Consider the following 23,190-nt stretch of genomic DNA (forward strand, 5'->3'; position numbering starts at 1 on the left):
CCCGTCCACACGCCCATCCGGCACCCCTCCCCCGGCGTACTCGCACCTCGTACCCACAGCAGGGCGACACGTGTCAGCCCCCACAGGTTCCCGCAGGCCCCGCAGGCCCCGCAGGCCCCGCAGGCCCAGCCCTCGCAGAACCTCACCCCGCCCGCAGCGGACACACCGACAACGACCGACCGGTCACGCAGAGTTCCCGAGACACACGGAGAGTTTCGACGTGCGGAACAGGAAGGGACGCCTCAGGCCCCGACCGCCCCCGTCACCCACTCCGGCAACGGCTCCACCCGCTCCGCCCAGTCCTGCGGCGGCGCACCCGCCGGCCCCGCCGCGACCACCCCGCCCACGATGGAGCAGGTGGTGTCGACGTCCCCGCCCACCTGCGCGGTCGTCCAGAAGGCGGTCTCGTAGTCGCCCAGGGAGCGGGCGGCGGACCAGAGCGCGAAGGGCACGGTGTCGTGCGCGCTCGTACGCCGTCCGCAGCCGAGGACGGCCGCGACGGTGGCCGCGTCCGCGTAGTCGAGCATGTCGCGCGCCCGGCGCAGCCCCGCCCCGACCGCGCTCCGCGCGGGCACCAGGGCGATGACCCCGTCCAGGAGGTCCTCGGCGCCCGGCGGGCCGTCCGGCGCCGCGGCGAGGGCGGCCGCCGCGGCGACGGCCATGGCGCCGACCACGGCCTCGCGGTGCTGGTGCGTGGGGTAGGCGGAGATCTCCGCCTGGTGGGTGGCCTGCTCGGGGTCGTCGGCGTACCAGGCGCCCAGGGGCGGGATGCGCATCGCGGCGCCGTTCCCCCACGAGCCCTGGCCGTTGAAGAGCGCGGCGGACAGTTCGCGCCAGTCGCCGCCCTCGCGGACCAGGCGCAGCAGCCGGTTGACCGCGGGGCCGTACCCCCGGTCGAAGTCGTGGCGGTGGGCGAAGGAGTGGGCCAGGGCGTCCTGGTCGATGCGGTGGTGTCCGGCCAGGACGGTGACGACGGAGCACGCCATCTCCGTGTCGTCGGTCCACTGCCAGGGGTCCTCGGGCAGCTCACGGCGCTTGAGCAGCGGGTAGTTCACCGGCACGAAGAACTGCGAGCCGAGCGCATCCCCCACCGACAGGCCGCGCAGGCTCGCCAGCGCGCGCTCCAGCCGCGCCTCGGGGGAATGATCAGTGGTCATCGCCTCGCAACTCTCCCATCCGGCACTCGCCGACTCCAGCACATTCTCGACTCCTATCCCGTGATCGGGTAGGGCTCCGGGTCCCGCCAGCGGTCGAAGGGCCGGTCGAGGGTGTATTTCCCGTTCTCGCCCAGGACGAGCATCCTCACCTCGGCGTTCCCCGGGTTGGACAGCGACTCGAACTCCGCCACGGTCCAGTGGAACCACCGCATGCAGAACAGCCGCATGGCCAGACCGTGGGTGACGATGAGGACGTTCGGCGGGTGGTCCGGGTCCTCGAAGCTGCGGAACAGGCTCTCCAGGAAACCGCCGACCCGGTCGTAGACGTCGGCGCCGGACTCGCCCTGGGCGAAGCGGTAGAAGAAGTGGCCGTAGGCGTCCCGGTAGGCCTTCTGGAGGCGGACGTCCTCGCGGTCCTGCCAGTTGCCCCAGTCCTGTTCGCGCAGCCGGGGCTCCTCGCGGACGCGTATCTGGTCCGGGTCGAGGTGGAAGGCGTTCAGGGTCTCGAGCGTCCGCCGGTACGGGGAGACGTAGACGCTGACCCGCTCCTGGCCGAAGACGCCGCGGAGCCGCTCGCCCGTCGCCTCGGCCTGCTTTCTGCCCCGCTCGGTGAGACCGAGGGCGTGGTCGGGTTCGCGCTCATAAACGGTGTCGTCAACATTGCCCGTTGATTCACCGTGCCGGACAAGGACGATGCGCCGTGGTCGTGCCATGCCAAAACCCTAGATCGGGTGAGGGCGCGACGGGCACTCGTGCGGGTTCGGTACGGCATTTGTCACACATGTTCGCCTCGTCATTTGTTACACATGTGCGCCTCGTCGCGGCCGGTGTGGCGTGCGCCGGCGGCTCACACCGTCCAGACGGGCTCCATGTCGACGATGTCGCCCGCGAGGGCCGCGACGTCCGCCTCGGTCTGCGCCCGCAGGGCCAGTCGCTCCACGCGTTCGGTGCGGTACTTGCCGTGTTCGGCGGCGGAGCGCCACATCGACAGGACGAGGTACTCGCTGCCCGGCGCCTCGCCGAACAGTCCGCGCACCATGCCGGGCGAGCCGGCCATCGCCGGGTTCCACACCTTCTCCTGCATCAGCACGAAGTGCTCGGCGCGCTCCTCGTGGACGCGGCACAGCGCGACCCGGATCAGGTCGGCGTCGGTGAAGCGCGGTTCGAACCCGGTCTTCACGTCGAAGCGGTGGTCGAACAGCCTGACCTGGGCGTTCGTGAAGGTGCCGGCCTGCGACGCGGCGAGCCGGTCGTGGGACCGGGCCATGAAGGAGTCGTAGAAGGCGCGGCTCTCCCAGAAGGAGAAGATGTGCGCCACGTCCTGCCGCCCCCGGCTCCAGCCTCCGCCCTGCGCGCGAAACCCCGGCTCCCCCAGAAGCCCCGCCCACTTCCGCTGCCCCCGCTCGAACCCCCGTCGGTCCACCACGGTGCAGCGAATCCACTTGACCAGCACCGCGCCATCGTAAGGCCAGGAGCCCGGCCCCGGTCGCCCTCACGTCGAGCGCATACCGGCGCCCGGGAGCGCGTGCGTGGCAGGATGGACAATCTGCCGTGGCTGTGCGGCAGTTGAGGTGCGCCGGCAGGACGGTCACGAGGAAGGGGACAACTGGTGAACGGCCTCAGCAAGGGGATCCGCAAGGTCGAGATCGCGCTGCGGTGGGATCCGAGTCCGCCGGGAGAGCCCTCGACCGACCTCGATCTGGTCGCCGCGCCCTTTCCGGCGGACGCCCCGCACGGGGAACCCGCCTACGTGGTGCACTTCGACAGCCGCTCCCCGGACGGCACCATCACGCTGAACCGGGACAGCCAGGACGGCAAGGGATTCGGGTACGACGAGGTCATGACGCTGGAGCTGGACCGCCTGGACCCGCGCTACGCGCGCGTGGTGGTCGGGGTCGTCATACAGCAGCACGCCCCGCGCACGTTCTCCGGGGTGCGCAACCCGGGGCTGCGCATCCGCGAGGGCTACGACGTGCTGGCGGAGGACGACTTCGGCGGTGTGCTGGGAGCGACGGCGGCCACGGTAGCGGAGTTCGTCCGGGAGGGCTCGGGCCCCTGGGAGTTCGTGGCGGGCGTGCGGGGCTTCGACGGCGACCCGGCGGACTTCACCCGCGAGATGGGCGCGGCCCGCCGGTCCTGACGCCGTAAGGCGGCCCGCGGACAGGGGCGCGAACGCCCGAGGGCGGTGGCACCGGTTTCCCGGCGCCACCGCCCTCACCGTCTCACCGCCGGGCAGCGCCCGGACGGGTCGGCGTCAGCTGCAGCCGCTGGTCGAGCCGCAGCCCTCGCAGATGTAGCAGGAGCCGGCGCGCTGCATCTTCGTGCCGCAGGAGAAGCACAGCGGGGCGTCGGCCTGGATGCCCAGCTGCATCTCCACCAGCTCGGCGCTGGTGTGGGCCTGCTTCGGGGCGGGCTTGGCCGCCTCGGTCTCGGCCTTGGGCGCGGTGACCGCCTTCAGCTCCTGGGCGCGCGGGGCCGACTGGGCCAGGCCCTCGACGTCGACCTCGTCGTCGGTCGGCTCGTAGGAGCCGGTCTCCAGGTGACGCTGGCGCTCCTCGGCGGAGTGGATGCCGAGCGCGGAGCGCGTCTCGAACGGCAGGAAGTCCAGCGCCAGGCGGCGGAAGATGTAGTCGACGATCGACTGCGCCATCCGCACGTCCGGGTCGTCCGTCATGCCGGCCGGCTCGAAGCGCATGTTGGTGAACTTCGAGACGTACGTCTCCAGCGGCACGCCGTACTGGAGGCCCACCGAGACGGCGATGGAGAAGGCGTCCATCATGCCGGCGAGCGTCGAGCCCTGCTTGGACATCTTCAGGAAGACCTCGCCGAGACCGTCGTCCGGGTAGGAGTTGGCGGTCATGTAGCCCTCGGCGCCGCCGACCGTGAAGGAGGTGGTGATGCCGGGGCGGCCCTTCGGGAGGCGCTTGCGGACCGGGCGGTACTCGACGACCTTCTCGACCGCGGCGCGGATCGTCTCCTCGGCCTTCTCCGTGACCTCGGCCTTCTCCTTCTCCTTGGTCTTGGCGGAGAGGGGCTGGCCGACCTTGCAGTTGTCGCGGTAGATGGCGAGCGCCTTGACGCCCAGCTTCCAGGCCTCGAAGTAGATCTCCTCGACCTCCTCGACGGTCGCCGTCTCCGGCATGTTGACCGTCTTGGAGATGGCGCCGGAGATCCAGGGCTGGATCGCGGCCATCATGCGGACGTGGCCCATCGGGGAGATGGCGCGCTCGCCCATGGCGCAGTCGAACACCTCGTAGTGCTCGTGCTTGAGGCCGGGGGCGTCGATCACGTTGCCGTTGTCGGCGATGTGGGCGACGATCGCCTCGATCTGCTCCTCCTGGTAGCCCAGGCGGCGCAGGGCCTGCGGGACGGTGCCGTTGACGATCTGCATCGAGCCGCCGCCGACCAGCTTCTTGAACTTGACCAGGGCGAGGTCGGGCTCGACGCCGGTGGTGTCGCAGGACATCGCCAGACCGATGGTGCCGGTCGGGGCGAGCACGGACGCCTGGGCGTTGCGGAAGCCGTTCTTCTCGCCGAGGCGCAGCACGTCCTGCCATGCCTCGGTGGCGGCGGCCCACACCGGGGTGTCCAGGTCGTCCATGCGCACGGCGGTGCCGTTGGCGTCGGCGTGCTGCTTCATGACGCGCTTGTGGGCGTCGGCGTTGCGGGCGTAGCCGTCGTACGGGCCGACGATCGCGGCGAGCTCGGCGGAGCGGCGGTAGGCGGTGCCGGTCATCAGGGAGGTGATGGACCCGGCGAGGGAGCGGCCGCCGTCGGAGTCGTAGGCGTGACCGGTGGCCATCAGCAGGGCGCCGAGGTTGGCGTAGCCGATGCCGAGCTGGCGGAAGGCGCGGGTGTTCTCGCCGATCTTCTGGGTCGGGAAGTCCGCGAAGCAGATCGAGATGTCCATCGCGGTGATGACCAGCTCGACGACCTTCTGGAACCGCTCGGCCTGGAAGGACTGGTTGCCCTTGCCGTCGTCCGTGAGGAACTTCATCAGGTTCAGCGAGGCCAGGTTGCAGGACGTGTTGTCCAGGTGCATGTACTCGCTGCACGGGTTCGACGCGGTGATCCGGCCGGACTCGGGGCAGGTGTGCCAGTGGTTGATGACGCCGTCGTACTGGATGCCCGGGTCGGCGCAGGCCCACGCGGCCTCGGCGATCTTGCGGAAGAGCGCCTTGGCGTCGACCTCCTCGATGACCTCGCCGGTCATGCGGGCACGCAGGCCGAACTTGCCGCCCTTCTCGACGGCCTCCATGAACTCGTCGTTGACGCGCACGGAGTTGTTGGCGTTCTGGTACTGGACGGACGTGATGTCGTCGCCGCCCAGGTCCATGTCGAAGCCCGCGTCGCGCAGGACGCGGATCTTCTCCTCCTCCTTCACCTTGGTCTCGATGAAGTCCTCGATGTCGGGGTGGTCGACGTCGAGGACGACCATCTTCGCCGCGCGGCGGGTGGCGCCGCCGGACTTGATGGTGCCGGCGGAGGCGTCGGCGCCGCGCATGAAGGAGACCGGCCCGGAGGCGTTGCCGCCGGAGGAGAGGAGCTCCTTGGAGGAGCGGATGCGGGAGAGGTTCAGGCCGGCGCCGGAGCCGCCCTTGAAGATCATTCCCTCTTCCTTGTACCAGTCGAGGATCGACTCCATGGAGTCGTCGACGGACAGGATGAAGCAGGCGCTGACCTGCTGCGGCTGGGGCGTGCCCACGTTGAACCACACGGGGCTGTTGAAGCTGAAGATCTGGTGCAGGAGGGCGTAGGCCAGCTCGTGCTCGAAGATCTCGGCGTCGGCGGGCGAGGCGAAGTACTTGTTGTCCTCGCCGGCCTTCCGGTACGTCTTCACGATGCGGTCGATCAGCTGCTTGAGGCTGGTCTCGCGCTGCGGGGTGCCGACGGCACCGCGGAAGTACTTGCTGGTGACGATGTTGACCGCGTTCACCGACCAGAAGTCGGGGAACTCCACGCCGCGCTGCTCGAAGTTGACCGAGCCGTCGCGCCAGTTGGTCATGACGACGTCACGGCGCTCCCAGGCCACCTCGTCGTACGGGTGGACCCCCGGGGTGGTGTGGATGCGCTCGACGCGAAGTCCCTTGCCGGCCTTGCTCGCCTTGGCTCGGGAACTACGTGCCGGACCGCTCGCCGTCTCTGTCATGCCGCCTCCCTGATACGGGCGAAAACGCCCTGAAGTGCCCCGATGTTCCCGTGGGCACGGTGTTCTGTCTGATGCTGCGGGCACCCACTCGCCTGCCCGCAGCAGGTCTTCTTCGTCGCCGCCGGCCGAACCCGTCCCCGGACCCTCGCGTCCGGGGCCGGACCGCCGTCAGCCGGCGGCGGGAGCGGGCGCGGGGACCTGCGTGGTCCCCTCCTGCCCGCTGTCGTCTTCCTGGCTCCCCGGGGCGGCCCCGTCGCCGCCCCCGTCGTCCGCGGCGGGCCACTGCGCGCGCCTGAGTTCCGCGATCGCGGCCTCGAAGTCCTCCAGCGAGTCGAACGCCCGGTACACGGACGCGAACCGCAGGTAGGCGACGAGGTCGAGCTCCTGCAACGGGCCGAGTATGGCCAGCCCCACGTCGTGGGTGGTCAGCTCGGCGCTTCCGGTGGCCCGCACCGCTTCCTCGACCCGCTGGCCGAGCTGGGCGAGGGCGTCCTCGGTGACGGGCCGTCCCTGGCACGCCTTGCGCACACCGTTGATGATCTTGGTGCGGCTGAACGGCTCGGTGACTCCCGACCGCTTGACCACCATGAGCGAACACGTCTCCACGGTCGTGAAACGACGGGAGCAGTCCGGGCACTGGCGGCGCCGGCGGATCGACGTGCCGTCGTCGGTCGTACGGCTGTCGACGACACGGCTGTCGGGGTGCCTGCAGAAGGGGCAGTGCATGGATCCCAACCCTCCTCACAGCAGACTCAATGGCCCCGCCAGGCCTCAGGGGCCTCACGAAGCAGCACCAGCATAGGCGATCGTGGAGCCGCCGGAGACCGGGGGGACCACAACTTCTGGGCTGCTGCCGCAATCCAACCACTAGATGTGGGGATTGGCTCATACACGGAGGCCCTTACGCGTGTCGCCCGCTCCGGAGCGGGAAGACGGACCTGGCGACCTGCCCGCGGGCGGCTGAGGTACGCCCGGGGGCCCGCTTGTCACGCACCCGGACGCCCTGCCCGTTGGGGAGAAGGCGTGCCGGAGACGGGGAGAGGGCGTGCCGCTCCGGAAGAGGGCGGGGCCGCTTCACACGCGCGGGGGCCCACGATGGCAGACTGAGTCCGCGCGCCGCGAGGCCGCCGCCCCGGCGGAGACGTCGGCGGTGAAGAATACAACGAATGGCCCGTTTGCCCGACAGGAAGCGCGGCGACCAATACACCTCGACGAAAGAACGCGAGCCGCAATTCGCGATTTTTCACTCGAACGTGTGTTTGGCGCAACCTTTCGAAAGCATCTACCGTTGTGCTGCAGGGAGACCATCGAGAGGGGCCGACGTGACCACCACCGCAGACAGTGCCGCCATCACTGCCCAGGACCGCTCCCAGGGCCGCATCGAGCCGGTGCATGCGATGAACGAAGCCGTGAATCCCGAGGCGCACAAGCGTTCCCTGCCGGGCCGACCTCCCGGCATCCGGGCGGACAGCTCCGGACTCACCGACCGCCAGCGCCGGGTCATCGAGGTCATCAGGGACTCGGTGCAGCGGCGCGGATACCCGCCGTCGATGCGGGAGATCGGTCAGGCGGTCGGGCTCTCCAGCACCTCCTCCGTCGCGCACCAGCTCATGGCGCTGGAGCGCAAGGGTTTCCTGCGCCGTGACCCTCACCGCCCGCGCGCGTACGAGGTGCGGGGGTCCGACCAGGCCGCGTCCGTGCAGCCCACGGACACCGCCGGCAAGCCCGCCGCGTCCTACGTGCCGCTGGTCGGCCGGATCGCCGCCGGTGGCCCGATCCTCGCGGAGGAGTCGGTCGAGGACGTCTTCCCGCTGCCCCGGCAGCTCGTCGGCGACGGTGAGCTGTTCGTGCTGAAGGTCGTGGGTGACTCCATGATCGAGGCCGCGATCTGCGACGGCGACTGGGTCACGGTCCGCCGCCAGCCGGTCGCCGAGAACGGCGACATCGTGGCGGCGATGCTCGACGGCGAGGCGACCGTGAAGCGGTTCAAGCGGGAGGACGGCCATGTGTGGCTGCTCCCGCACAACGCGGCCTACGAGCCGATCCCCGGCGACGACGCGACGATCCTCGGCAAGGTGGTGGCCGTCCTCCGCCGCGTCTGACCCCGACGGGACGCCGGACACCCCCCGGCAGCCCCCGTCCCCCTGACCGGACCCCGGAACCCCTGCGCCGGTTCCGGGGTCCTGCGCTGCCTGAGGGCACCTTTGAGGCGCTCCGGGCATAGGAGGGGGCGGTGCGGCCGACCCGGCCCGGGAAAGGGCTCACGACCCGCCTACACGCCGCCTCCGGTGCGTCGGCCCTGCGGGCGAGCGGGATGCCAGCCACTCCGGCCGCGCCGGACCCGGGACGGTGGCCAGAGACGCCGTCCCGGACGCGGGACCCGTGCGGGCGGCTCCGGCCGCAGCCAGTCGTCAGGTCGTCGGGCCCTAGGGCTGTGTGTCGCGCGCCGTCGGGAGGCGCGGGATCCGCGGGCAGGTCCGGCCACAGCCAGTCGTCAGGCCGAGATTCCTGCGGCTCGGCCCCGTAGTGACCCTCCGGAAGACATCTGCCCCGCGGAGCCCGCCCACGCCGAGTACGGCAGGCAGTCGTCCGGCCCGCTCCGTAGCGGCCGGAGGCGGCCCCGCGTCCTCCCTCCAGGGGCGTGAGGTCCACCCCTTTCCCCCAGAGGGCAGCGGGGCCCCAGGCCCCGCACCTACTTCTCCGTCTCCTTCGCCGCCGCGTCGATCGCCGCCAGGGACTTGCGGACCTGATTCCGGTCCGTCGTGTACCAGAAGTCCGGCATCGATGCCTTCAGGTAGCTGCCGTAGCGGGCCGTCGCCAGGCGGGGGTCCAGGACCGCGACCACCCCGCGGTCGCCCGAGGCGCGGACCAGGCGGCCCGCTCCCTGGGCCATCAGCAGCGCCGCGTGCGTCGCGGCGACCGCCATGAAGCCGTTGCCGCCGGCCTCCTCCACGGCCTTCTGGCGGGCGCTCATCAGGGGGTCGTCCGGACGCGGGAACGGGATCTTGTCCATGACCACCAGCTGACAGCTGGGCCCGGGGACGTCCACGCCCTGCCACAGCGACAGCGTGCCGAAGAGGCACGTCCGCGGGTCCGCCGCGAAGTTCTTGATCAGCTCGCCGAGCGTCTCCTCGCCCTGGAGGAGGATCGGGTACTCCGGGATCCGCGACCGCAGCTCCTCCGCCGCGAGCTGAGCCGCCCGCATCGACGAGAACAGCCCCAGCGTGCGGCCCCCGGCCGCCTGGATCAGCTCCGTCAGCTCGTCCAGCATGTCCGTGCGGTCCCCGTCCCGGGCCGGGCGGGCCAGGTGCTTGGCGACGTACAGGATGCCCTGCCTGGGGTAGTCGAACGGCGAGCCGACGTCCACGCCCTTCCACTGCGGGAGGTCGTCGCCCTCCGCGCCCTCGGGCCCGAGCCCCAGCGACGCCCCCACGCCGTTGAAGTCGCCGCCCAGCTTCAGCGTCGCGGAGGTCAGCACGACCGAGCGGTCGGTGAACAGCTTCTCCCGCAGCAGCCCCGAGACCGACATAGGCGCGACCCGAAGCGAAGCACCACTGTGCCGATATGCGGCTCCGCCGCGGGGCTCGTGCCGCTCGTACCAGACGACGTCCCACTCGGAGCCCTGAGTGATCCGCTCCGCCACGTCGTGGACGCTCTCCACCGAGGCCAGCGCCTGCTTGCGGACCGCGTCCTCGTCCTGGACCGACTTGTCGCGGGTGGCGCCGATCGCGGAGATCACCGTCCGGCACGCGTCCCGCAGCGCCATGAGCGCGTAGCCGAGGTCCTCCGGGATCTCCTCGAGCCGGCCGGGCAGGGCCAGCTCCATCAGCCGCTCGAAGCCCTCGGCGGCCGTCTGCAGCTGATCGGCCGCCTTCTCGTTGACCAGCTTCGCCGCTCGCCGCACCGCGCGGTTCACCTGCCCCGGGGTGAGCTCGCCGGTGGCCACCCCGGTCACCCGGGAGACCAGCTCGTGCGCCTCGTCCACGATCAGCACCTCGTGCTGCGGCAGCACCGGCGCGCCCTCGATGGCGTCGATGGCGAGCAGCGCGTGGTTGGTGACGATCACCTCGGCCAGCTTGGCGCGCTCGCGGGCCGCCTCGGCGAAGCACTCCGCGCCGTACGCGCACTTGGTGGCGCCCAGGCACTCCCGCGAGGACACCGACACCTGCGACCAGGCGCGGTCGGACACGCCCGGGGTGAGATCGTCCCGGTCGCCGGTCTCCGTCTCGTCCGACCAGTCGCGCAGCCGCAGCAGGTCCTGGCCCAGCTTGCTGGTGGGCGCGGCCGCCTCGAACTGGTCGAAGAGGCCCTCCTCCTCGTCCTGCGGCACGCCCTCGTGCAGCCGGTGCAGGCACAGGTAGTTCGACCGGCCCTTGAGCATGGCGAACTCCGGGCGGCGGCGCAGCAGCGGATGCAGGGCCTCCACCGTGCGCGGCAGGTCCCGCTCCACCAGCTGCCGCTGGAGCGCCAAGGTGGCCGTCGCCACGACGACCCGCTCCCCGTGCGCGAGCGCGGGCACCAGGTAGCCCAGCGACTTGCCGGTGCCGGTGCCGGCCTGGACCAGCAGATGGGCGCTGTCGTCGATCGCCTCGGCGACGGCTTCGGCCATGGCCACCTGACCGGGGCGCTCCGTGCCGCCGACGGCAGTGACAGCAGCATGCAGGAGTTCGGGGAGTGAGGGCTTTGTCATAGCCCGACCACCCTACGGCCCCCCACCGACAAACGTGCGCGCACACCGGGAGCGACCGGGGCGCCCGGCGCCCGGCGCCCGTGTCCCGCGCCGGCCACACCCCCCTCACGCCCCGCGCCCGGCGCCCGGTAAGGACCGCCCCCGCTACCACCTCCCGCGCCCCCACGCCCCCGCTCCACGAGATCCGCACACGACCGGCCAGGTCAGGCCCCTTGTAGCCGAACCGTTGCCGTTCCGTCGGACGTCCCCCACGGCGAACGCCTAGTGTGTGGTGCCGTTGTCCCAGCCGTCGGAGCGGCACTGCGACCCGTCCGGGTCGGATCTGACGCCGGCGTCGTACCACCATCGTTCATTCCAGGGGGAGTTCAGATCATGCGATCCATACGGCCGTCGTCCACCGTCCGCCGCGAGAGGAGGCGGTCACGCAGAACCTCCCCCGTACTGGCGGCAGTTGCCCTGGCCTCCGCCCTCGCCCTGACCGCCACCGCGTGCGAGTCGGGCGACACCGACGCGAGCGCGGACAGCTCCGCGACGGCCGCCGCCGACGACGGCAAACTCAAGATCCCGGACGACATCGCGGACCGGCTCAAGGAGCACGGGATCGACCTCGACAAGTGGCGGGACGGCGCCTGGAAGAACTGGGACAAGGACAAGTGGCTGCGTGAGGCGCAGGACTTCGTCAACCCGATCATCGAGGGCCTGTGGGACCCGGACCGCATGCGGGACGCCGACGAGCCCGACCAGCCTGAGGTCGACGAGAACGACATCTCCGGCGACCAGGGCGTGACCGACCCGACGCCGAAGCCGGTGCAGGCGAAGGCCGTGCCGACGACGTACCACGAGAACGCGCCCACGGCGGGGAAGGTCTTCTTCGACTCCCCCGAGGGCACGATGGTCTGCTCCGCGACGGTGGTGCAGGACCCGGCCAACCCCGGCAAGTCCAACATGGTGTGGACGGCGGGCCACTGCGTGCACGCGGGCAAGAAGGGCGGCTGGTACCGCAACATCGCCTTCGTGCCGTCGTACAACGACTCGGGCATGCCGGCGCAGGAGGTCGGCGGGGCCGCCAAGGAGGAGGTCGCTCCGTACGGCATCTGGTGGGGCGACTGGGCGCAGACCTCGGACCAGTGGATCGAGCAGGGCGGCGCGACGGGCGGTGACGGCGCCCCGTACGACTTCGCCGTCATCCATGTGACGCCGGAGAAGGGCGGCGACGGCAAGTCGCTGGAGGAGACGGTCGGTTCGGCCATGCCGGTGGACTTCGACGCGCCCGCCGTGCCGAAGATCGAAGAGATGACGGCGATCGGCTACCCGGCCGCGCCGCCGTACGACGGGCAGTCCCTGTACTCCTGCGAGGACAAGCCGGGCCGGCTGTCGCTGAGCGCGTCCGACCCGACGATGTACCGCATCGGGTGCACCATGACCGCCGGTTCCTCCGGCGGCGGCTGGATCGCGGCCGGCCAGGACGGCGAGCCGGCGCTGGTCTCCAACACCTCCATCGGCCCGGTGACGACCGGCTGGCTGGCCGGGCCGCGGCTCGGCAAGGAGGCCAAGGGCGTCTACGACGCGGTCAGCGAGAAGTTCGCCGGCCAGTGACCGGACCGTCCGCCCCGGGTGGCGCCGCGCACCCGGGGCGGACGACGGAACACCCGAGCCGCGGCACAGGAACTTCGAGTAGTGACGGGGGTCACCACAGCATGCGTTTCCTTTCCACGTCCGTCCCGCGCCTGCACGGACGTCGGACCGCCCTCGCCGCGAGCGCGCTGCTCGCCGCGCTGGCGCTCACCGCGACCGCCTGCGGCGGGTCGTCGGAGAACAAGGCGACCGACCGGCCCGACGCGACCGCGAGCAAGGCCGGTGACGACGCGGGCGGCGAGGTCCGCCTCCCGGCCGACATCGCCGACCGTCTGAAGGAACACGGCATCGACGTGGACCGCTGGCGGGACGGCGGCTGGCAGGACTGGGACAAGGACGAGTGGCTGCGCGAGGCGCGGGACTTCGTCAACCCGGTCATCGAGGGCCTCTGGAAGCCCGAGCGGATGCGGTCCGCGGAGGAGGCCGAGAAGACGGTTACCACCCAGGACGCCTCCGCGGCCCAGGGGCTCAGCGATCCGGAGCCGGCGCCGGTGACCGCCCAGGCGGAGAAGACGCCGTACCACGAGAACGCCGCCCCGGTCGGGAAGGTGTTCTTCGACTCCCCCGAGGGCTCGGCCGTCTGCTCGGGCACGGTGATCAAGGACGTCAACCACCCGGGGAAGTCCAACCTGGTGTGGACCGCCGGGCACTGTGTGCACGCCGGCGCGAACGGCGGCTGGTACCGCAACATCGTCTTCGTCCCGGCCTACAACGACTACGGCCGGTCCGAGGCGGAGCTGGCCCAGGCGGGCGCCTCCGAGGTCGCCCCGTACGGCAACTGGTGGGCGGACTGGGTGTCCACCTCGAACGGCTGGATCCAGGGCGGCTCGGAGAGCGGCGGCGACGGGGCGGCGTACGACTACGCCGTGCTGCACGTACAGCCGGAGCAGGGCGCCAAGTCGCTGGAGGAGACCGTGGGCGCCGCGCTCGACGTGGACTTCTCCGGCCCGACCGCCGCCGAGGCGGGCACCATGGGCGCCTGGGGCTACCCGGCGGCGGCGCCGTACAACGGGCTGCGGATGTTCAAGTGCCTGGACACCCCTGGCCGCTTCTCGCTCGCCCCGAACCTGCCGGACATGTACCGCATCGGCTGCACGATGACCGGCGGCTCGTCGGGCGGCGGCTGGTTCCGGGTGGCCGGCGGCGAGACGGTGCTGGTGTCGAACACCTCGATCGGCCCGCTGGACCACACCTGGCTCGCGGGCCCGCGGCTCGGCCCGGACGCCGAGGCGCTGTACCAGAACATGAGCAGGACCTACGGCGGCAGGTGAGCCGTGGATGACGAGGGCCCGCCCCCTGCGCTCGGCAGGGGGCGGGCCCTCGTCACATGTCCGCGGTCCGGGTCAGCCGGCCGGGGTGGGAACGTACGGCGCGAGCTCCGCCGCCAGCTCCGCGTGCACCCGCACCTTGAGCAGCGTGCCCTCCGGGGTGTGCTCCTCGGAGATCACCTCGCCCTCGTCGTGCGCACGCGCCACCAGCTTGCCGTGGGTGTACGGCACGAGGGCCTCGATCTCCACCGACGGGCGCGGCAGCTCGTTGTCGATCAGGGCGAGCAGCTCCGGGATGCCCCGGCCGGTGCGGGCCGAGACGGCGATGGAGCGCTTCTCCGTCCGCAGCAGCCGCTGAAGGGTCAGCGGGTCCGCCGCGTCGGCCTTGTTGATCACGACGATCTCGGGCACGTCGGTGGCGCCGACGTCCCGGATCACCTCGCGCACGGCGGCGAGCTGCTCCTCCGGGGTCGGGTGCGAGCCGTCCACCACGTGGAGGATCAGGTCGGAGTCGCCGACCTCCTCCATGGTGGAGCGGAACGCCTCGACCAGGTGGTGCGGCAGGTGCCGGACGAAGCCGACCGTGTCGGCCAGCGTGTAGAGCCGGCCGCTCGGGGTCTCGGCCCTGCGCACGGTCGGGTCGAGGGTGGCGAACAGCGCGTTCTCCACCAGCACGCCCGCGCCGGTGAGGCGGTTGAGCAGCGAGGACTTGCCCGCGTTGGTGTAGCCCGCGATGGCGACGGACGGCACCTTGTTGCGCTTGCGCTCCTGGCGCTTGATCTCGCGGCCGGTCTTCATCTCCGCGATCTCCCGGCGCATCTTCGCCATCTTCTCGCGGATCCGGCGCCGGTCCGTCTCGATCTTGGTCTCACCGGGACCACGGGTGGCGAGGCCGCCGCCCTTGCCGCCGCCCATCTGCCGGGACAGCGACTGACCCCAGCCGCGCAGCCGCGGCAGCATGTACTGCATCTGCGCGAGCGCGACCTGCGCCTTGCCCTCTCGGGACTTGGCGTGCTGGGCGAAGATGTCGAGGATCAGGGCCGTACGGTCGATGACCTTGACCTTGACGACGTCCTCGAGGTGGATGAGCTGGCCCGGGCTGAGCTCACCGTCGCAGATGACGGTGTCCGCGCCCGACTCGAGCACGACGTCCCGCAGCTCCTCGGCCTTGCCGGAGCCGATGTAGGTGGCCGCGTCCGGCTTGTCCCGGCGCTGGATCACGCCGTCGAGGACGAGGGCGCCCGCCGTCTCGGCGAGGGCGGCGAGCTCCGCGAGGGAGTTCTCGGCGTCCTGCACGGTGCCCGAGGTCCACACCCCGACGAGCACGACGCGCTCCAGGCGGAGCTGCCGGTACTCGACCTCGGTGACGTCCTCGAGCTCGGTGGAGAGGCCGGCGACACGGCGCAGTGCCGCACGCTCGGAGCGGTCGAGCTGGTCGCCGTCCCGCTCTCCGTCGATCTCGAGGCTCCAGGCGACGTCCTCTTCCATCAGGGCATCGGCCCGAAGACCCTCGGCGTGGCTGTGCGCGAAGCGCTTGGTGTCCTGGGAAGGGGAAGAAGAGGAGGTCATTGGGTCCTTACGTCGTTGGGTTGCCGTCTGCGGCGACGGGGCGGGCCGACGGCCCTTCCGTCACTGTCCACAACGTCCGGGTACCCCGGGAGATTCCCGTTTCCCCTGTCGCGCGGACCCGACGATGGTCGCACGGTACGGCCCGTCTCGTCACCGTGTTATTCCCCGCCCGCGTCCGCGCGATGCCCGTGCGGGCCGGGCAGATGCCCGTGCCGGTACTCGCGGGTGCGGGGGCCGGGCTCAGCCGTCGCGGCCCGCTTCGAGGAGCGCCAGTCGGGGTGACCGGGCATGGGCGGGGTGGTGTCGTCGTACAGCCACGGGTGCAGGAAGCCGGTGAGGTCGCGGCCGGCGGTCTCGGAGGCGAGGCGGACGAAGTCGGCGGTCGAGGCGTTGCCGTCGCGGTGCCGGACGACCCAGGCGCGCTCCAGCCGGTCGAACACCTCCCGCCCGATCTCCTGCTGCAGGGCGTACAGCACCAGCGCGGCGCCGCCGTAGACGCCCGGGCGGAAGATGCCGATCTTGCGGCCCTGCTCGGGCGGCTTCGGCGCGGCGGGCGGTCCTCCGGCGGTGCGCCAGCCGTCGGAGGACTCGTACGCGGCCCGCATCCGGCTCTCCAGCGACCTGCCGCCGCGCTCCTCGGCGTACAGCGCCTCGTACCAGGTGGCGTGCCCCTCGTTGAGCCACAGGTCGGCCCAGGTGCGGGGGCTGACGCTGTCGCCGAACCACTGGTGGGCCAGCTCGTGCACCATGATCGACTCGACGTACCAGGCGGGCAGGGCGGGGTCGGTGAACAGGTCGCGCTCGAAGAGGGAGAGGGTCTGGGTCTCCAGGGCGAAGCCGGTGGAGGCCTCGGCGAGCAGCAGGCCGTAGGTGGCGAAGGGGTAGCGGCCGACCCGGTCCTCCATCCAGGAGATCTGCCGCGGGGTCCTGGCCAGCCACGGTTCGAGGGCGGTGCGGTGCTCGGCGGGGACGACGTCCCGCAGGGGCAGGTCGTGCGGTCCGGTGCGGTGCAGCACGGCGGAGCGGCCGACGGACACCTGGGCGAGTTCGGTGGCCATGGGGTTGCGGGTCCGGTAGCTCCAGGTGGTGGTCCCGGGGGCACGGTCGATGGCGGTGGGCAGGCCGTTGGCGACGGCGGTGTAGCCGTCCGGGACGGTGATCCGGAAGGTGAACATCGCCTTGTCGGAGGGGTGGTCGTTGCACGGGAACACCAGGTGGGCGGCGTCGGCCTGGCCCGCGAGGGCGAGGCCGTCGGCGGTGCGCACCCAGCCTCCCTCGCGGTCCGCGGGCCGCCGGGGGTCGCTGGTGTGCCGGACGGTGATACGCACCGACTCGCCCCGGTCGAGGCCGTCGCCGGGGGTGATCACCAGGTCCTCCCCCGCACCGGCGAAGGCGGCCGGCTCCCCGTCGACGTCGACCGAGCGGACCGTGCCGTGGGCGAAGTCGAGGTTGATCCGGTCCAGCTCGGCGGTGATCCGGGCGTCGACGGTGGTGACGGCCTCGAGCGGCCGGTCGTTCCGGCCCGGATAGGTGAGGTCCAGCTCGTACGCCTGGACGTCGTAGCCGGGGTTGCCGAGGTGCGGGAAGAGCGGGTCCCCGATGCCGAGCGGCTCGGCGGGGGCACCGGCGGCGACCAGGCAGACGCCGACGGCGGAGGCGAGGAGGGCCTGGGCGGTGCGGCGGCGTGCGGGGCGAGCCGGGCCGGCCGGGCGTCGGGCGGTTCGAGGGGCGGGGTGACGGGAGGTGAGCGGCATGCCTCACGGCTATCAGCGCGCGCGGACGCCGCAGTGGCGGCGCGCTCCCGACCTACCCGATCGGGTAATCACACCGCAGGGGTCTATGCGCCGGGTGCCGTCATCGGGGGTGGCCGGGGGCGTCCCAAGCCTGGGCCGTCTCAGGCCCCGGCGCCTCCGGCTGCGGCTACGCCCGGGTCACGTCGTACACGCCTGCCACGTTGCGCATGGCGCGCATCAGGGCCGGGAGGTGGGCGGCGTCCGGGAGGTGGACCGTGTAGGTGTGGCGGACCTGCTGGCGGTCCGGGGGTTCGACGGTCGCGGAGACGATCTCGGCGCCTTCCGTGGCCATCGCCTCCGTGAGGTCCGCGAGCAGATGCGGCCGCACGAACGACTCCGCGACCAGCGTGACCCGGCACTCCGCGCCCTCGCCCCAGCGCACGCCGACCTCCGTGCGCCCCGCGCTCTTCATCCGCGCCACCGCGGGGCACTCCGTCCGGTGCACGGTGACCGTTCCCCCGCGCACCGCGAACCCGGTGACCTCGTCGGGCGGTACCGGCGTACAGCAGCCGGCCAGCCGTGCGGTCGCGCCGGCCCGGTCGGCCAGCACCTGCGCGGCGGCGGGACGTCCGGGGTCCGTGTTCTCGGCGCCGGACGGCTGGGGGGCCTCCGGCAGGGGGCGGGCGTCCGTCGTGGGGGCGCTGTCCTCGGCGGTGGGGTGGGTGGCGAGCCACCGCTGGATGGCGATGCGGGCCGCCGGGGTGGTCGCGTGGTCGAGCCACTCCCGGGACGGCGCGGAGGCCGCGTCCTGGTCCATGAGCAGCTGGACGGTGTCCCCGTCCTTCAGCACCGTGCTCAGCGTGGCCAGCCGCCCGTTGACCCGGGCGCCGATGCAGGCGTGCGCGTCCTCGCCGTACTGCGCGTAGGCGGCGTCCACGCAGGTCGCCCCCTCGGGCAGGCCGAGGGTGCCGCCGTCGGGGCGGAAGACGGTGATCTCCCGGTCCTGGGCCAGGTCCTCGCGGAGCGTGGACCAGAAGGTGTCCGGGTCGGGCGCGGCCCGCTGCCATTCGAGCAGCCGGGACAGCCAGCCGGGGCGGGTCGGGTCGGCGCGTTCGCCGTCGCCCGCGGACTGCTCCTCCGGCGGGGCGGCGTAGGGGTTGCCGAGCGCGACGACGCCGGCCTCGGCGACCTTGTGCATCTGGTGGGTGCGGATGAGGACTTCGACGACCTGGCCGTCGTCGCCGGTCACCGCCGTGTGCAGCGACTGGTACAGGTTGAACTTGGGGACGGCGATGAAGTCCTTGAACTCCGAGACCACCGGCGTCATACACGTGTGCAGCTCGCCCAGCACGGCGTAACAGTCCGCGTCCTCGTTCACCAGCACCAGCAGCCGGCCGAAGTCGGCGCCGCGCAGCGGGGCGCGCTTGCGGGACACACGGTGCACGGAGACGAAGTGCCGGGGTCTGATGAGGACTTCGGCCGGGATGTCGGCCTCCCGGAGCACCTCGCGGACGTCGTCGGCGACGTCGGCGAGCGGGTCGTCCGCACGGGCGGCGTTGCGGACGATCAACTCGCGGGTCTTCTCGTACTCCTCGGGGTGGAGGATCGCGAAGACCAGGTCCTCCAGCTCCGTCTTGAGCGCCTGGACACCGAGGCGTTCGGCGAGCGGGATGAGCACGTCACGTGTCACCTTGGCGATGCGTTCCTGCTTGGCGGGGCGCATCACGCCGAGGGTGCGCATGTTGTGCAGCCGGTCGGCGAGTTTGATCGACATCACGCGGACGTCGTTGCCGGTGGCCACGAGCATCTTGCGGAAGGTCTCGGGCTCGGCGGCGGCGCCGTAGTCGACCTTCTCCAACTTGGTGACGCCGTCGACGAGATAGCGCACCTCCTCGCCGAACTGCTCGCCCACCTGGTCGAGCGTCACGTCGGTGTCCTCGACGGTGTCGTGCAGCAGCGAGGCGGTCAACGTCGTGGTCTCGGCGCCGAGTTCGGCCAGGATCAGGGTGACGGCGAGCGGGTGGGTGATGTACGGCTCGCCGCTCTTGCGCATCTGGCCGCGGTGGGAGGACTCCGCGAGCAGGTAGGCGCGGCGCAGCGGTTCGAGGTCGGCGTCGGGATGGTGGGCGCGGTGCGCGTCCACGACGTGGCCGATGGCGTCGGGCAGCCGGTCGCGGGCGGAGGACGACCCCATCAGGGCGGCGCGGCCCAGCCGGCGCAGGTCGAGCCGGGGGCGGGACTTGCGGCGCGTCCCGGCCGGTGTGACGTGACCCGATGCGAGCGGGCCCGGGGTCGCAGGTTTCGCGGCCTCCGCGTTCATGAGCACCTCCGGCTGCGTGGATCCGGCGGACGGCGCCCCAGGGCGGACTCGGGCCTGGGAGACGGCGTTGATCCCCCGTCCGGGCCGGTGCTTGATGCTATCCAGCCGCAGGGGGTCGCACCGGCCGCCTCCGGCCGAGCGTGAAACGGATCACTCCAAAGAGCGATGGGCCGTTCAAGGTCGTTTTCACGCCATCGGGTGGGACCGGCCCCATGATCTCGAAGCCCCGCACCCGCTCCGGTCTGCGGATCGACGGCGAGGAGGGCCGGAGAGCGGAAGATCGTACAGCGCACCGTTCAGCGGACGGCGTTCTCCAGCCACTCGGTCTCGATCGCGCCCTCGGCGACGATGACCGCGGGTCCGGTCATCTCGATGTCGCCGTCGGGGTGTTCGGTGATCACGAGCGTGCCGCCGGGGAGGTCCACGGTGTACGTCACCGGCAGGCCGGTGTCGCGCGGGTCGACGCCGTCACGGCGGGCGGCGGCCACGGCGACGGCGCACGCGCCCGTGCCGCAGGAGCGCGTCTCGCCGACCCCGCGCTCGTGCACGCGCATCGCCACGTGCCGCGGGCCGCGGCCGACGACGAACTCCACGTTCACGCCGTCCGGGTAGGCGGCGGCCGGGGCGAAGGAGGGCTCGGTGAACAGGCCGCCCGCGTCGGCCAGATCGGCGACGAAGGCCACGGCGTGCGGGTTGCCCATGTTCACGTTGCGCGCGGGCCAGCTGTGCTCGCCGACGGTCACGGTGACGTCGCCCTCGGGCAGGACCGCGCGGCCCATGCCGACGGTGATGTCGCCGTCCTTGGCGATGTGCACGGTCTTCACACCGCCGCGGGTGGCGATCGCGAGGTCGCCCTCGACGGCGTGTCCGGCGTGCTGGAGGTAGCGCGCGAAGACGCGCACGCCGTTGCCGCACATCTCGGCGACGGATCCGTCGCCGTTGCGGTAGTCCATGAACCACTCGGCCTCGCCCGCCATGGCCCGCGCCTCGGGGTGCGCCGCGGACCGCACGACGTGCAGCAGCCCGTCGCCCCCGATCCCGGCGCGCCGGTCGCACAGCGCGGCGACGGCCGCCGCCGACAGCTCGACGGCGTTCTCCGGGTCCGGCACGATCACGAAGTCGTTCTCCGTACCGTGCCCCTTGAGGAAGGCGATCCGCGTGCTCATTCCTCGATCCTACGGGGTGGCGGCGGAGGGCCGTCGCCGCCGGTGGACGACGGGGGCGGGGGACCTACGCCCACAGCGAGGGCGGGACGGAAGCCCACCGCGTCGCGGTGGGAGATCAGCGCAGGCGCGCCACTCGCCAGACCGCCAGGGCCACCACCGCCGCGACCATCACCGCGTACGCGGCCACCACGCGCCAGTCGGACGTGCGGTCCGAGCCGCGGGCGGAGAGGCCCGGCCAGGTGTAGCCGACCTTGCGGGCGGCCATCATGCCCCAGCCCGCCGCGCAGGAGCAGATCAGCAGGCCCAGCATGGCGATGACCGCGCCGCTGTCGCCGAAGTCGAAGGCGAGCGGGAAGGCGAACATCAGTGAGCCGACCGCGCCGAGGCCGACGATCGGTGCGAGCTGCCAGACGCGCAGCCTGCGCTGCGGGCGCAGCTCGACCTCGACCTCGTCCCCGCCGGCGAACATCTCCTCCGGCTCGGGACCGTCGTCGGTCACACCGCCCTGCGTCTCCTCGGGCCCGTCAGGGCTGAGACGCCCCGCGTCCGGCTCCGAGGCATCCCGCTCGGTGGTGAGGTGCTCGGTGCTGTGTGCGGTGTCGCGAGGGCCGGCCTCCATCGCCACGCGCCCTCCCAACTTAGGACTCCACTGGTCGATCGAAGCTTGATGATGGCACGGCGTCACAGGCCCGGATGACGGCCTGGGCGTCCCGATGCCAGGACGTGATCAGGCTGTAACCGGTCGTTCGACCAACGACATCGCGAGCCGCGGAAGTTCCCGGAGGTCCGCCGCGGCCCCACTCAACCAGTGCACCCGCGGATCGCGCCTGAACCATGAATCCTGACGGCGCGCGAAGCGCTTGGTCGCACGGACGGTCTCGGCCCGTGCCTCCTCCTGGGTGCACGCGCCGGCAAGTGCGGCGAGCACCTGCTGGTAGCCGAGGGCGCGCGACGCCGTACGCCCCTCGCGCAACCCCTGCGCCTCCAGTGCGCGCACTTCGTCGACGAGCCCGGCCTCCCACATCCGGTCCACCCGGCGGGCGATGCGCTCGTCCAGTTCGGGGCGGGCCACGTCGACGCCGATCTGGAGCGTGTCGTAGACCGAGTCGTGGCCGGGAAGGTTGGCGGTGAAGGGCCGCCCCGTGATCTCGATGACCTCCAGCGCGCGGACGATGCGGCGGCCGTTGCTCGGCAGGATCGCGCCGGCGGCGTCCGGGTCGGCCGCGGCGAGCCGGGCGTGCAGCGCACCGGGGCCGCGCAGGGCCAGCTCCTCCTCCAGCCGCGCCCGGACCTCCGGGTCGGTGCCGGGGAACTCCAGGTTGTCGACGGCCCCGCGGACGTACAGGCCGGAGCCGCCGACCAGGACCGGCCAGCGCCCCTCGGCGAGCAGCGCGTCGATCCGCTCCCGGGCCATCCGCTGGTACTCGGCGACGGAGGCGGTCTCGGTGACGTCCCAGACGTCGAGCAGGTGGTGCGGGATCCCGCCGCGCTCCTCGGGCGTCAGCTTGGCGGTACCGATGTCCATCCCCCGGTAGAGCTGCATGGAGTCGGCGTTGACGACCTCGCCGCCCAGCCGCTGGGCCAGAAAGACGCCCAGATCGGACTTTCCGGCCGCGGTGGGACCGACGACGGCGATGACGCGGGGGGCGTGGGGTGCGCTGCTCACCGATCCAGTCTCCCAAACCTCGAGGGCGGCTCTCGAACGGGTTACGTGACGCGGGGTCCGCCGGGTCGTTGCCCGTTCGAGGTTCCTGCCGCCGGATCGCGGTGGCGCTCGCCCGGCTCACACGGATGGACACACCGGGCTACGCGGAATTTCGCCCGCACGAGTAACGTATGGAGTGGATATGGGCGTTTTTGCACGACTTTTTCGGAGGTCGAAGACCACGGGAGAGACAGCGGCGGCCGAGGCCCGGACCGACGGGGAGAAGACGGACGGGCAGAAGACCGACGGGCAGAAGGCGGGGACCGGTACGGACGGCACGGCGGCGACGGCCGAGCCCGAGGCCACGACCGCGGCCGACGAGGCCACCGCCGCCTCCGAGACGCCGGTGAAGGAGTCCGGCGAGGCCACCGTCACGGAAGGCGTCGACATCCCGAAGCAGCAGTCCGGCAAGGCCGCCGACACCGAGGCCGGCGAGGGCGCCCGCACGTAGCGTGCCGCGAGGGAAGGTACATCATGGGTCTCCTGGACAATCTGAAGGCCAAGCTCGGTCCTGCCAAGGACAAGGTCTCCGGCCTCGCGCAGCAGCACGAGGACAAGATCCAGCACGGCCTGGACAAGGCGGCGCAGACCGTCGACCGGCGGACCAAGGGCAAGTACAGCGACCGGATCCAGTCGGGCACGGGGAAGGCCAAGGAGGCCGTGGACCGCTTCTCGCACAAGAACGACCCCGGTCCGGGCGCGGGCGGCGGCACCACACCGCCGGCCGGACCGCCGCCCGCCTCCTGAGCGGCGGCAGACGAACGGCGGACGGCCGGGGCATCCCGCCCCGGCCGTCCG

At 72.0% G+C, this 23,190-nt stretch carries 18 protein-coding genes; 6 read left to right on the forward strand and 12 right to left on the reverse strand.

What is annotated here, in order from left to right:
• Positions 1-242: 242 nt before the first annotated feature.
• The 3 genes from ACFOSY_RS11455 to ACFOSY_RS11465 form a co-directional block, all read right to left on the reverse strand.
• The gene (locus ACFOSY_RS11455; RefSeq protein ID WP_394306648.1) at positions 243-1,157 is read right to left on the reverse strand and encodes an ADP-ribosylglycohydrolase family protein; all 915 of its coding nucleotides are present in this window, start codon (positions 1,155-1,157) and stop codon (positions 243-245) included.
• Between the two features lie 53 nt (positions 1,158-1,210).
• Positions 1,211-1,870: a histidine phosphatase family protein gene (locus ACFOSY_RS11460; protein ID WP_394306649.1), complete on the reverse strand. Its 660-nt coding sequence runs from the start codon at positions 1,868-1,870 to the stop codon at positions 1,211-1,213.
• Between the two features lie 134 nt (positions 1,871-2,004).
• On the reverse strand, positions 2,005-2,610 hold the full coding sequence (locus ACFOSY_RS11465; protein ID WP_394306650.1) for a YdbC family protein: 606 nt from the start codon (positions 2,608-2,610) through the stop codon (positions 2,005-2,007).
• A gap of 156 nt (positions 2,611-2,766) precedes the next feature.
• On the opposite strand from ACFOSY_RS11465, the gene ACFOSY_RS11470 reads away from it, so the two are divergent.
• On the forward strand, positions 2,767-3,297 hold the full coding sequence (locus ACFOSY_RS11470) for a TerD family protein (protein ID WP_394306651.1): 531 nt from the start codon (positions 2,767-2,769) through the stop codon (positions 3,295-3,297).
• 114 nt (positions 3,298-3,411) lie between these two features.
• On the opposite strand, the gene ACFOSY_RS11475 is transcribed toward ACFOSY_RS11470, so the two are convergent.
• Entirely contained in the window at positions 3,412-6,306 is a 2,895-nt protein-coding gene (locus ACFOSY_RS11475) for a vitamin B12-dependent ribonucleotide reductase (protein WP_394306652.1), read from the reverse strand.
• 168 nt (positions 6,307-6,474) lie between these two features.
• Positions 6,475-7,032: a transcriptional regulator NrdR gene (gene nrdR, locus ACFOSY_RS11480; RefSeq protein ID WP_394306653.1), complete on the reverse strand. Its 558-nt coding sequence runs from the start codon at positions 7,030-7,032 to the stop codon at positions 6,475-6,477.
• A gap of 596 nt (positions 7,033-7,628) precedes the next feature.
• Here nrdR and lexA point away from each other — a divergent pair.
• Complete coding sequence (lexA, locus tag ACFOSY_RS11485; RefSeq protein WP_394306654.1) at positions 7,629-8,408, forward strand: transcriptional repressor LexA; 780 nt, start codon at positions 7,629-7,631, stop codon at positions 8,406-8,408.
• A 590-nt stretch (positions 8,409-8,998) separates the two neighbouring features.
• On the opposite strand, the gene ACFOSY_RS11490 is transcribed toward lexA, so the two are convergent.
• A complete protein-coding gene (locus tag ACFOSY_RS11490) occupies positions 8,999-10,996 on the reverse strand; it encodes an ATP-dependent DNA helicase (protein ID WP_394306655.1) in 1,998 nt (665 codons plus the stop codon).
• Between the two features lie 372 nt (positions 10,997-11,368).
• Here ACFOSY_RS11490 and ACFOSY_RS11495 point away from each other — a divergent pair, with 372 nt between their 5' ends.
• Both ACFOSY_RS11495 and ACFOSY_RS11500 read left to right on the forward strand, forming a co-directional pair.
• Positions 11,369-12,592, forward strand: a complete 1,224-nt coding sequence (locus tag ACFOSY_RS11495; RefSeq protein WP_394306656.1) for a trypsin-like serine peptidase — start codon at positions 11,369-11,371, stop codon at positions 12,590-12,592.
• Positions 12,593-12,693: 101 nt separating this feature from the next.
• Entirely contained in the window at positions 12,694-13,902 is a 1,209-nt protein-coding gene (locus ACFOSY_RS11500; RefSeq protein ID WP_394306657.1) for a hypothetical protein, read from the forward strand.
• A 72-nt stretch (positions 13,903-13,974) separates the two neighbouring features.
• On the opposite strand, the gene hflX is transcribed toward ACFOSY_RS11500, so the two are convergent.
• The 6 genes from hflX to miaA all read right to left on the reverse strand — a co-directional run bounded on the left by hflX (position 13,975) and on the right by miaA (position 22,353).
• Positions 13,975-15,468: a GTPase HflX gene (gene hflX / locus ACFOSY_RS11505; RefSeq protein WP_394306658.1), complete on the reverse strand. Its 1,494-nt coding sequence runs from the start codon at positions 15,466-15,468 to the stop codon at positions 13,975-13,977.
• Between the two features lie 158 nt (positions 15,469-15,626).
• Complete coding sequence (locus ACFOSY_RS11510) at positions 15,627-17,222, reverse strand: M1 family metallopeptidase (protein ID WP_394306659.1); 1,596 nt, start codon at positions 17,220-17,222, stop codon at positions 15,627-15,629.
• 166 nt (positions 17,223-17,388) lie between these two features.
• Positions 17,389-19,521, reverse strand: coding sequence for a RelA/SpoT family protein (locus ACFOSY_RS11515; RefSeq protein WP_394306660.1), 2,133 nt, complete (start codon positions 19,519-19,521; stop codon positions 17,389-17,391).
• A gap of 296 nt (positions 19,522-19,817) precedes the next feature.
• Positions 19,818-20,687 carry a diaminopimelate epimerase gene (gene dapF / locus ACFOSY_RS11520; protein ID WP_394306661.1) on the reverse strand — a complete coding sequence of 290 codons (870 nt, stop codon included), beginning with the start codon at positions 20,685-20,687 and terminating at the stop codon, positions 19,818-19,820.
• Between the two features lie 115 nt (positions 20,688-20,802).
• The gene (locus ACFOSY_RS11525; RefSeq protein WP_394306662.1) at positions 20,803-21,306 is read right to left on the reverse strand and encodes a hypothetical protein; all 504 of its coding nucleotides are present in this window, start codon (positions 21,304-21,306) and stop codon (positions 20,803-20,805) included.
• A gap of 108 nt (positions 21,307-21,414) precedes the next feature.
• Positions 21,415-22,353 (reverse strand): tRNA (adenosine(37)-N6)-dimethylallyltransferase MiaA, encoded by a 939-nt coding sequence (gene miaA / locus ACFOSY_RS11530; protein WP_394306663.1) that lies wholly within the window; start codon positions 22,351-22,353, stop codon positions 21,415-21,417.
• Positions 22,354-22,534: 181 nt separating this feature from the next.
• Between miaA and ACFOSY_RS11535 the strand changes: the two genes are divergently transcribed.
• Both ACFOSY_RS11535 and ACFOSY_RS11540 read left to right on the forward strand, forming a co-directional pair.
• Positions 22,535-22,843 (forward strand): hypothetical protein, encoded by a 309-nt coding sequence (locus tag ACFOSY_RS11535; RefSeq protein ID WP_394306664.1) that lies wholly within the window; start codon positions 22,535-22,537, stop codon positions 22,841-22,843.
• A 23-nt stretch (positions 22,844-22,866) separates the two neighbouring features.
• The gene (locus ACFOSY_RS11540; protein ID WP_394306665.1) at positions 22,867-23,139 is read left to right on the forward strand and encodes an antitoxin; all 273 of its coding nucleotides are present in this window, start codon (positions 22,867-22,869) and stop codon (positions 23,137-23,139) included.
• Positions 23,140-23,190: the final 51 nt, after the last annotated feature.

It is taken from the genome of Streptomyces lusitanus, from assembly GCF_042647945.1.
GTDB lineage: Bacteria > Actinomycetota > Actinomycetes > Streptomycetales > Streptomycetaceae > Streptomyces > Streptomyces pseudogriseolus.

Bases quoted from the DNA above. Each gene is read 5' to 3' on its own strand.
- ACFOSY_RS11455 (WP_394306648.1), bottom strand. From the start codon at position 1,157: ATGACCACTGATCATTCCCCCGAGGCGCGGCTGGAGCGCGCGCTGGCG.
- ACFOSY_RS11460 (WP_394306649.1), bottom strand. From the start codon at position 1,870: ATGGCACGACCACGGCGCATCGTCCTTGTCCGGCACGGTGAATCAACG.
- ACFOSY_RS11475 (WP_394306652.1), bottom strand. From the start codon at position 6,306: ATGACAGAGACGGCGAGCGGTCCGGCACGTAGTTCCCGAGCCAAGGCG.
- nrdR (WP_394306653.1), bottom strand. From the start codon at position 7,032: ATGCACTGCCCCTTCTGCAGGCACCCCGACAGCCGTGTCGTCGACAGC.
- ACFOSY_RS11490 (WP_394306655.1), bottom strand. From the start codon at position 10,996: ATGACAAAGCCCTCACTCCCCGAACTCCTGCATGCTGCTGTCACTGCC.
- ACFOSY_RS11495 (WP_394306656.1), top strand. From the start codon at position 11,369: ATGCGATCCATACGGCCGTCGTCCACCGTCCGCCGCGAGAGGAGGCGG.
- ACFOSY_RS11500 (WP_394306657.1), top strand. From the start codon at position 12,694: ATGCGTTTCCTTTCCACGTCCGTCCCGCGCCTGCACGGACGTCGGACC.
- hflX (WP_394306658.1), bottom strand. From the start codon at position 15,468: ATGACCTCCTCTTCTTCCCCTTCCCAGGACACCAAGCGCTTCGCGCAC.
- ACFOSY_RS11510 (WP_394306659.1), bottom strand. From the start codon at position 17,222: ATGCCGCTCACCTCCCGTCACCCCGCCCCTCGAACCGCCCGACGCCCG.
- ACFOSY_RS11515 (WP_394306660.1), bottom strand. From the start codon at position 19,521: ATGAACGCGGAGGCCGCGAAACCTGCGACCCCGGGCCCGCTCGCATCG.
- dapF (WP_394306661.1), bottom strand. From the start codon at position 20,687: ATGAGCACGCGGATCGCCTTCCTCAAGGGGCACGGTACGGAGAACGAC.
- ACFOSY_RS11525 (WP_394306662.1), bottom strand. From the start codon at position 21,306: ATGGAGGCCGGCCCTCGCGACACCGCACACAGCACCGAGCACCTCACC.
- ACFOSY_RS11535 (WP_394306664.1), top strand. From the start codon at position 22,535: ATGGGCGTTTTTGCACGACTTTTTCGGAGGTCGAAGACCACGGGAGAG.
- ACFOSY_RS11540 (WP_394306665.1), top strand. From the start codon at position 22,867: ATGGGTCTCCTGGACAATCTGAAGGCCAAGCTCGGTCCTGCCAAGGAC.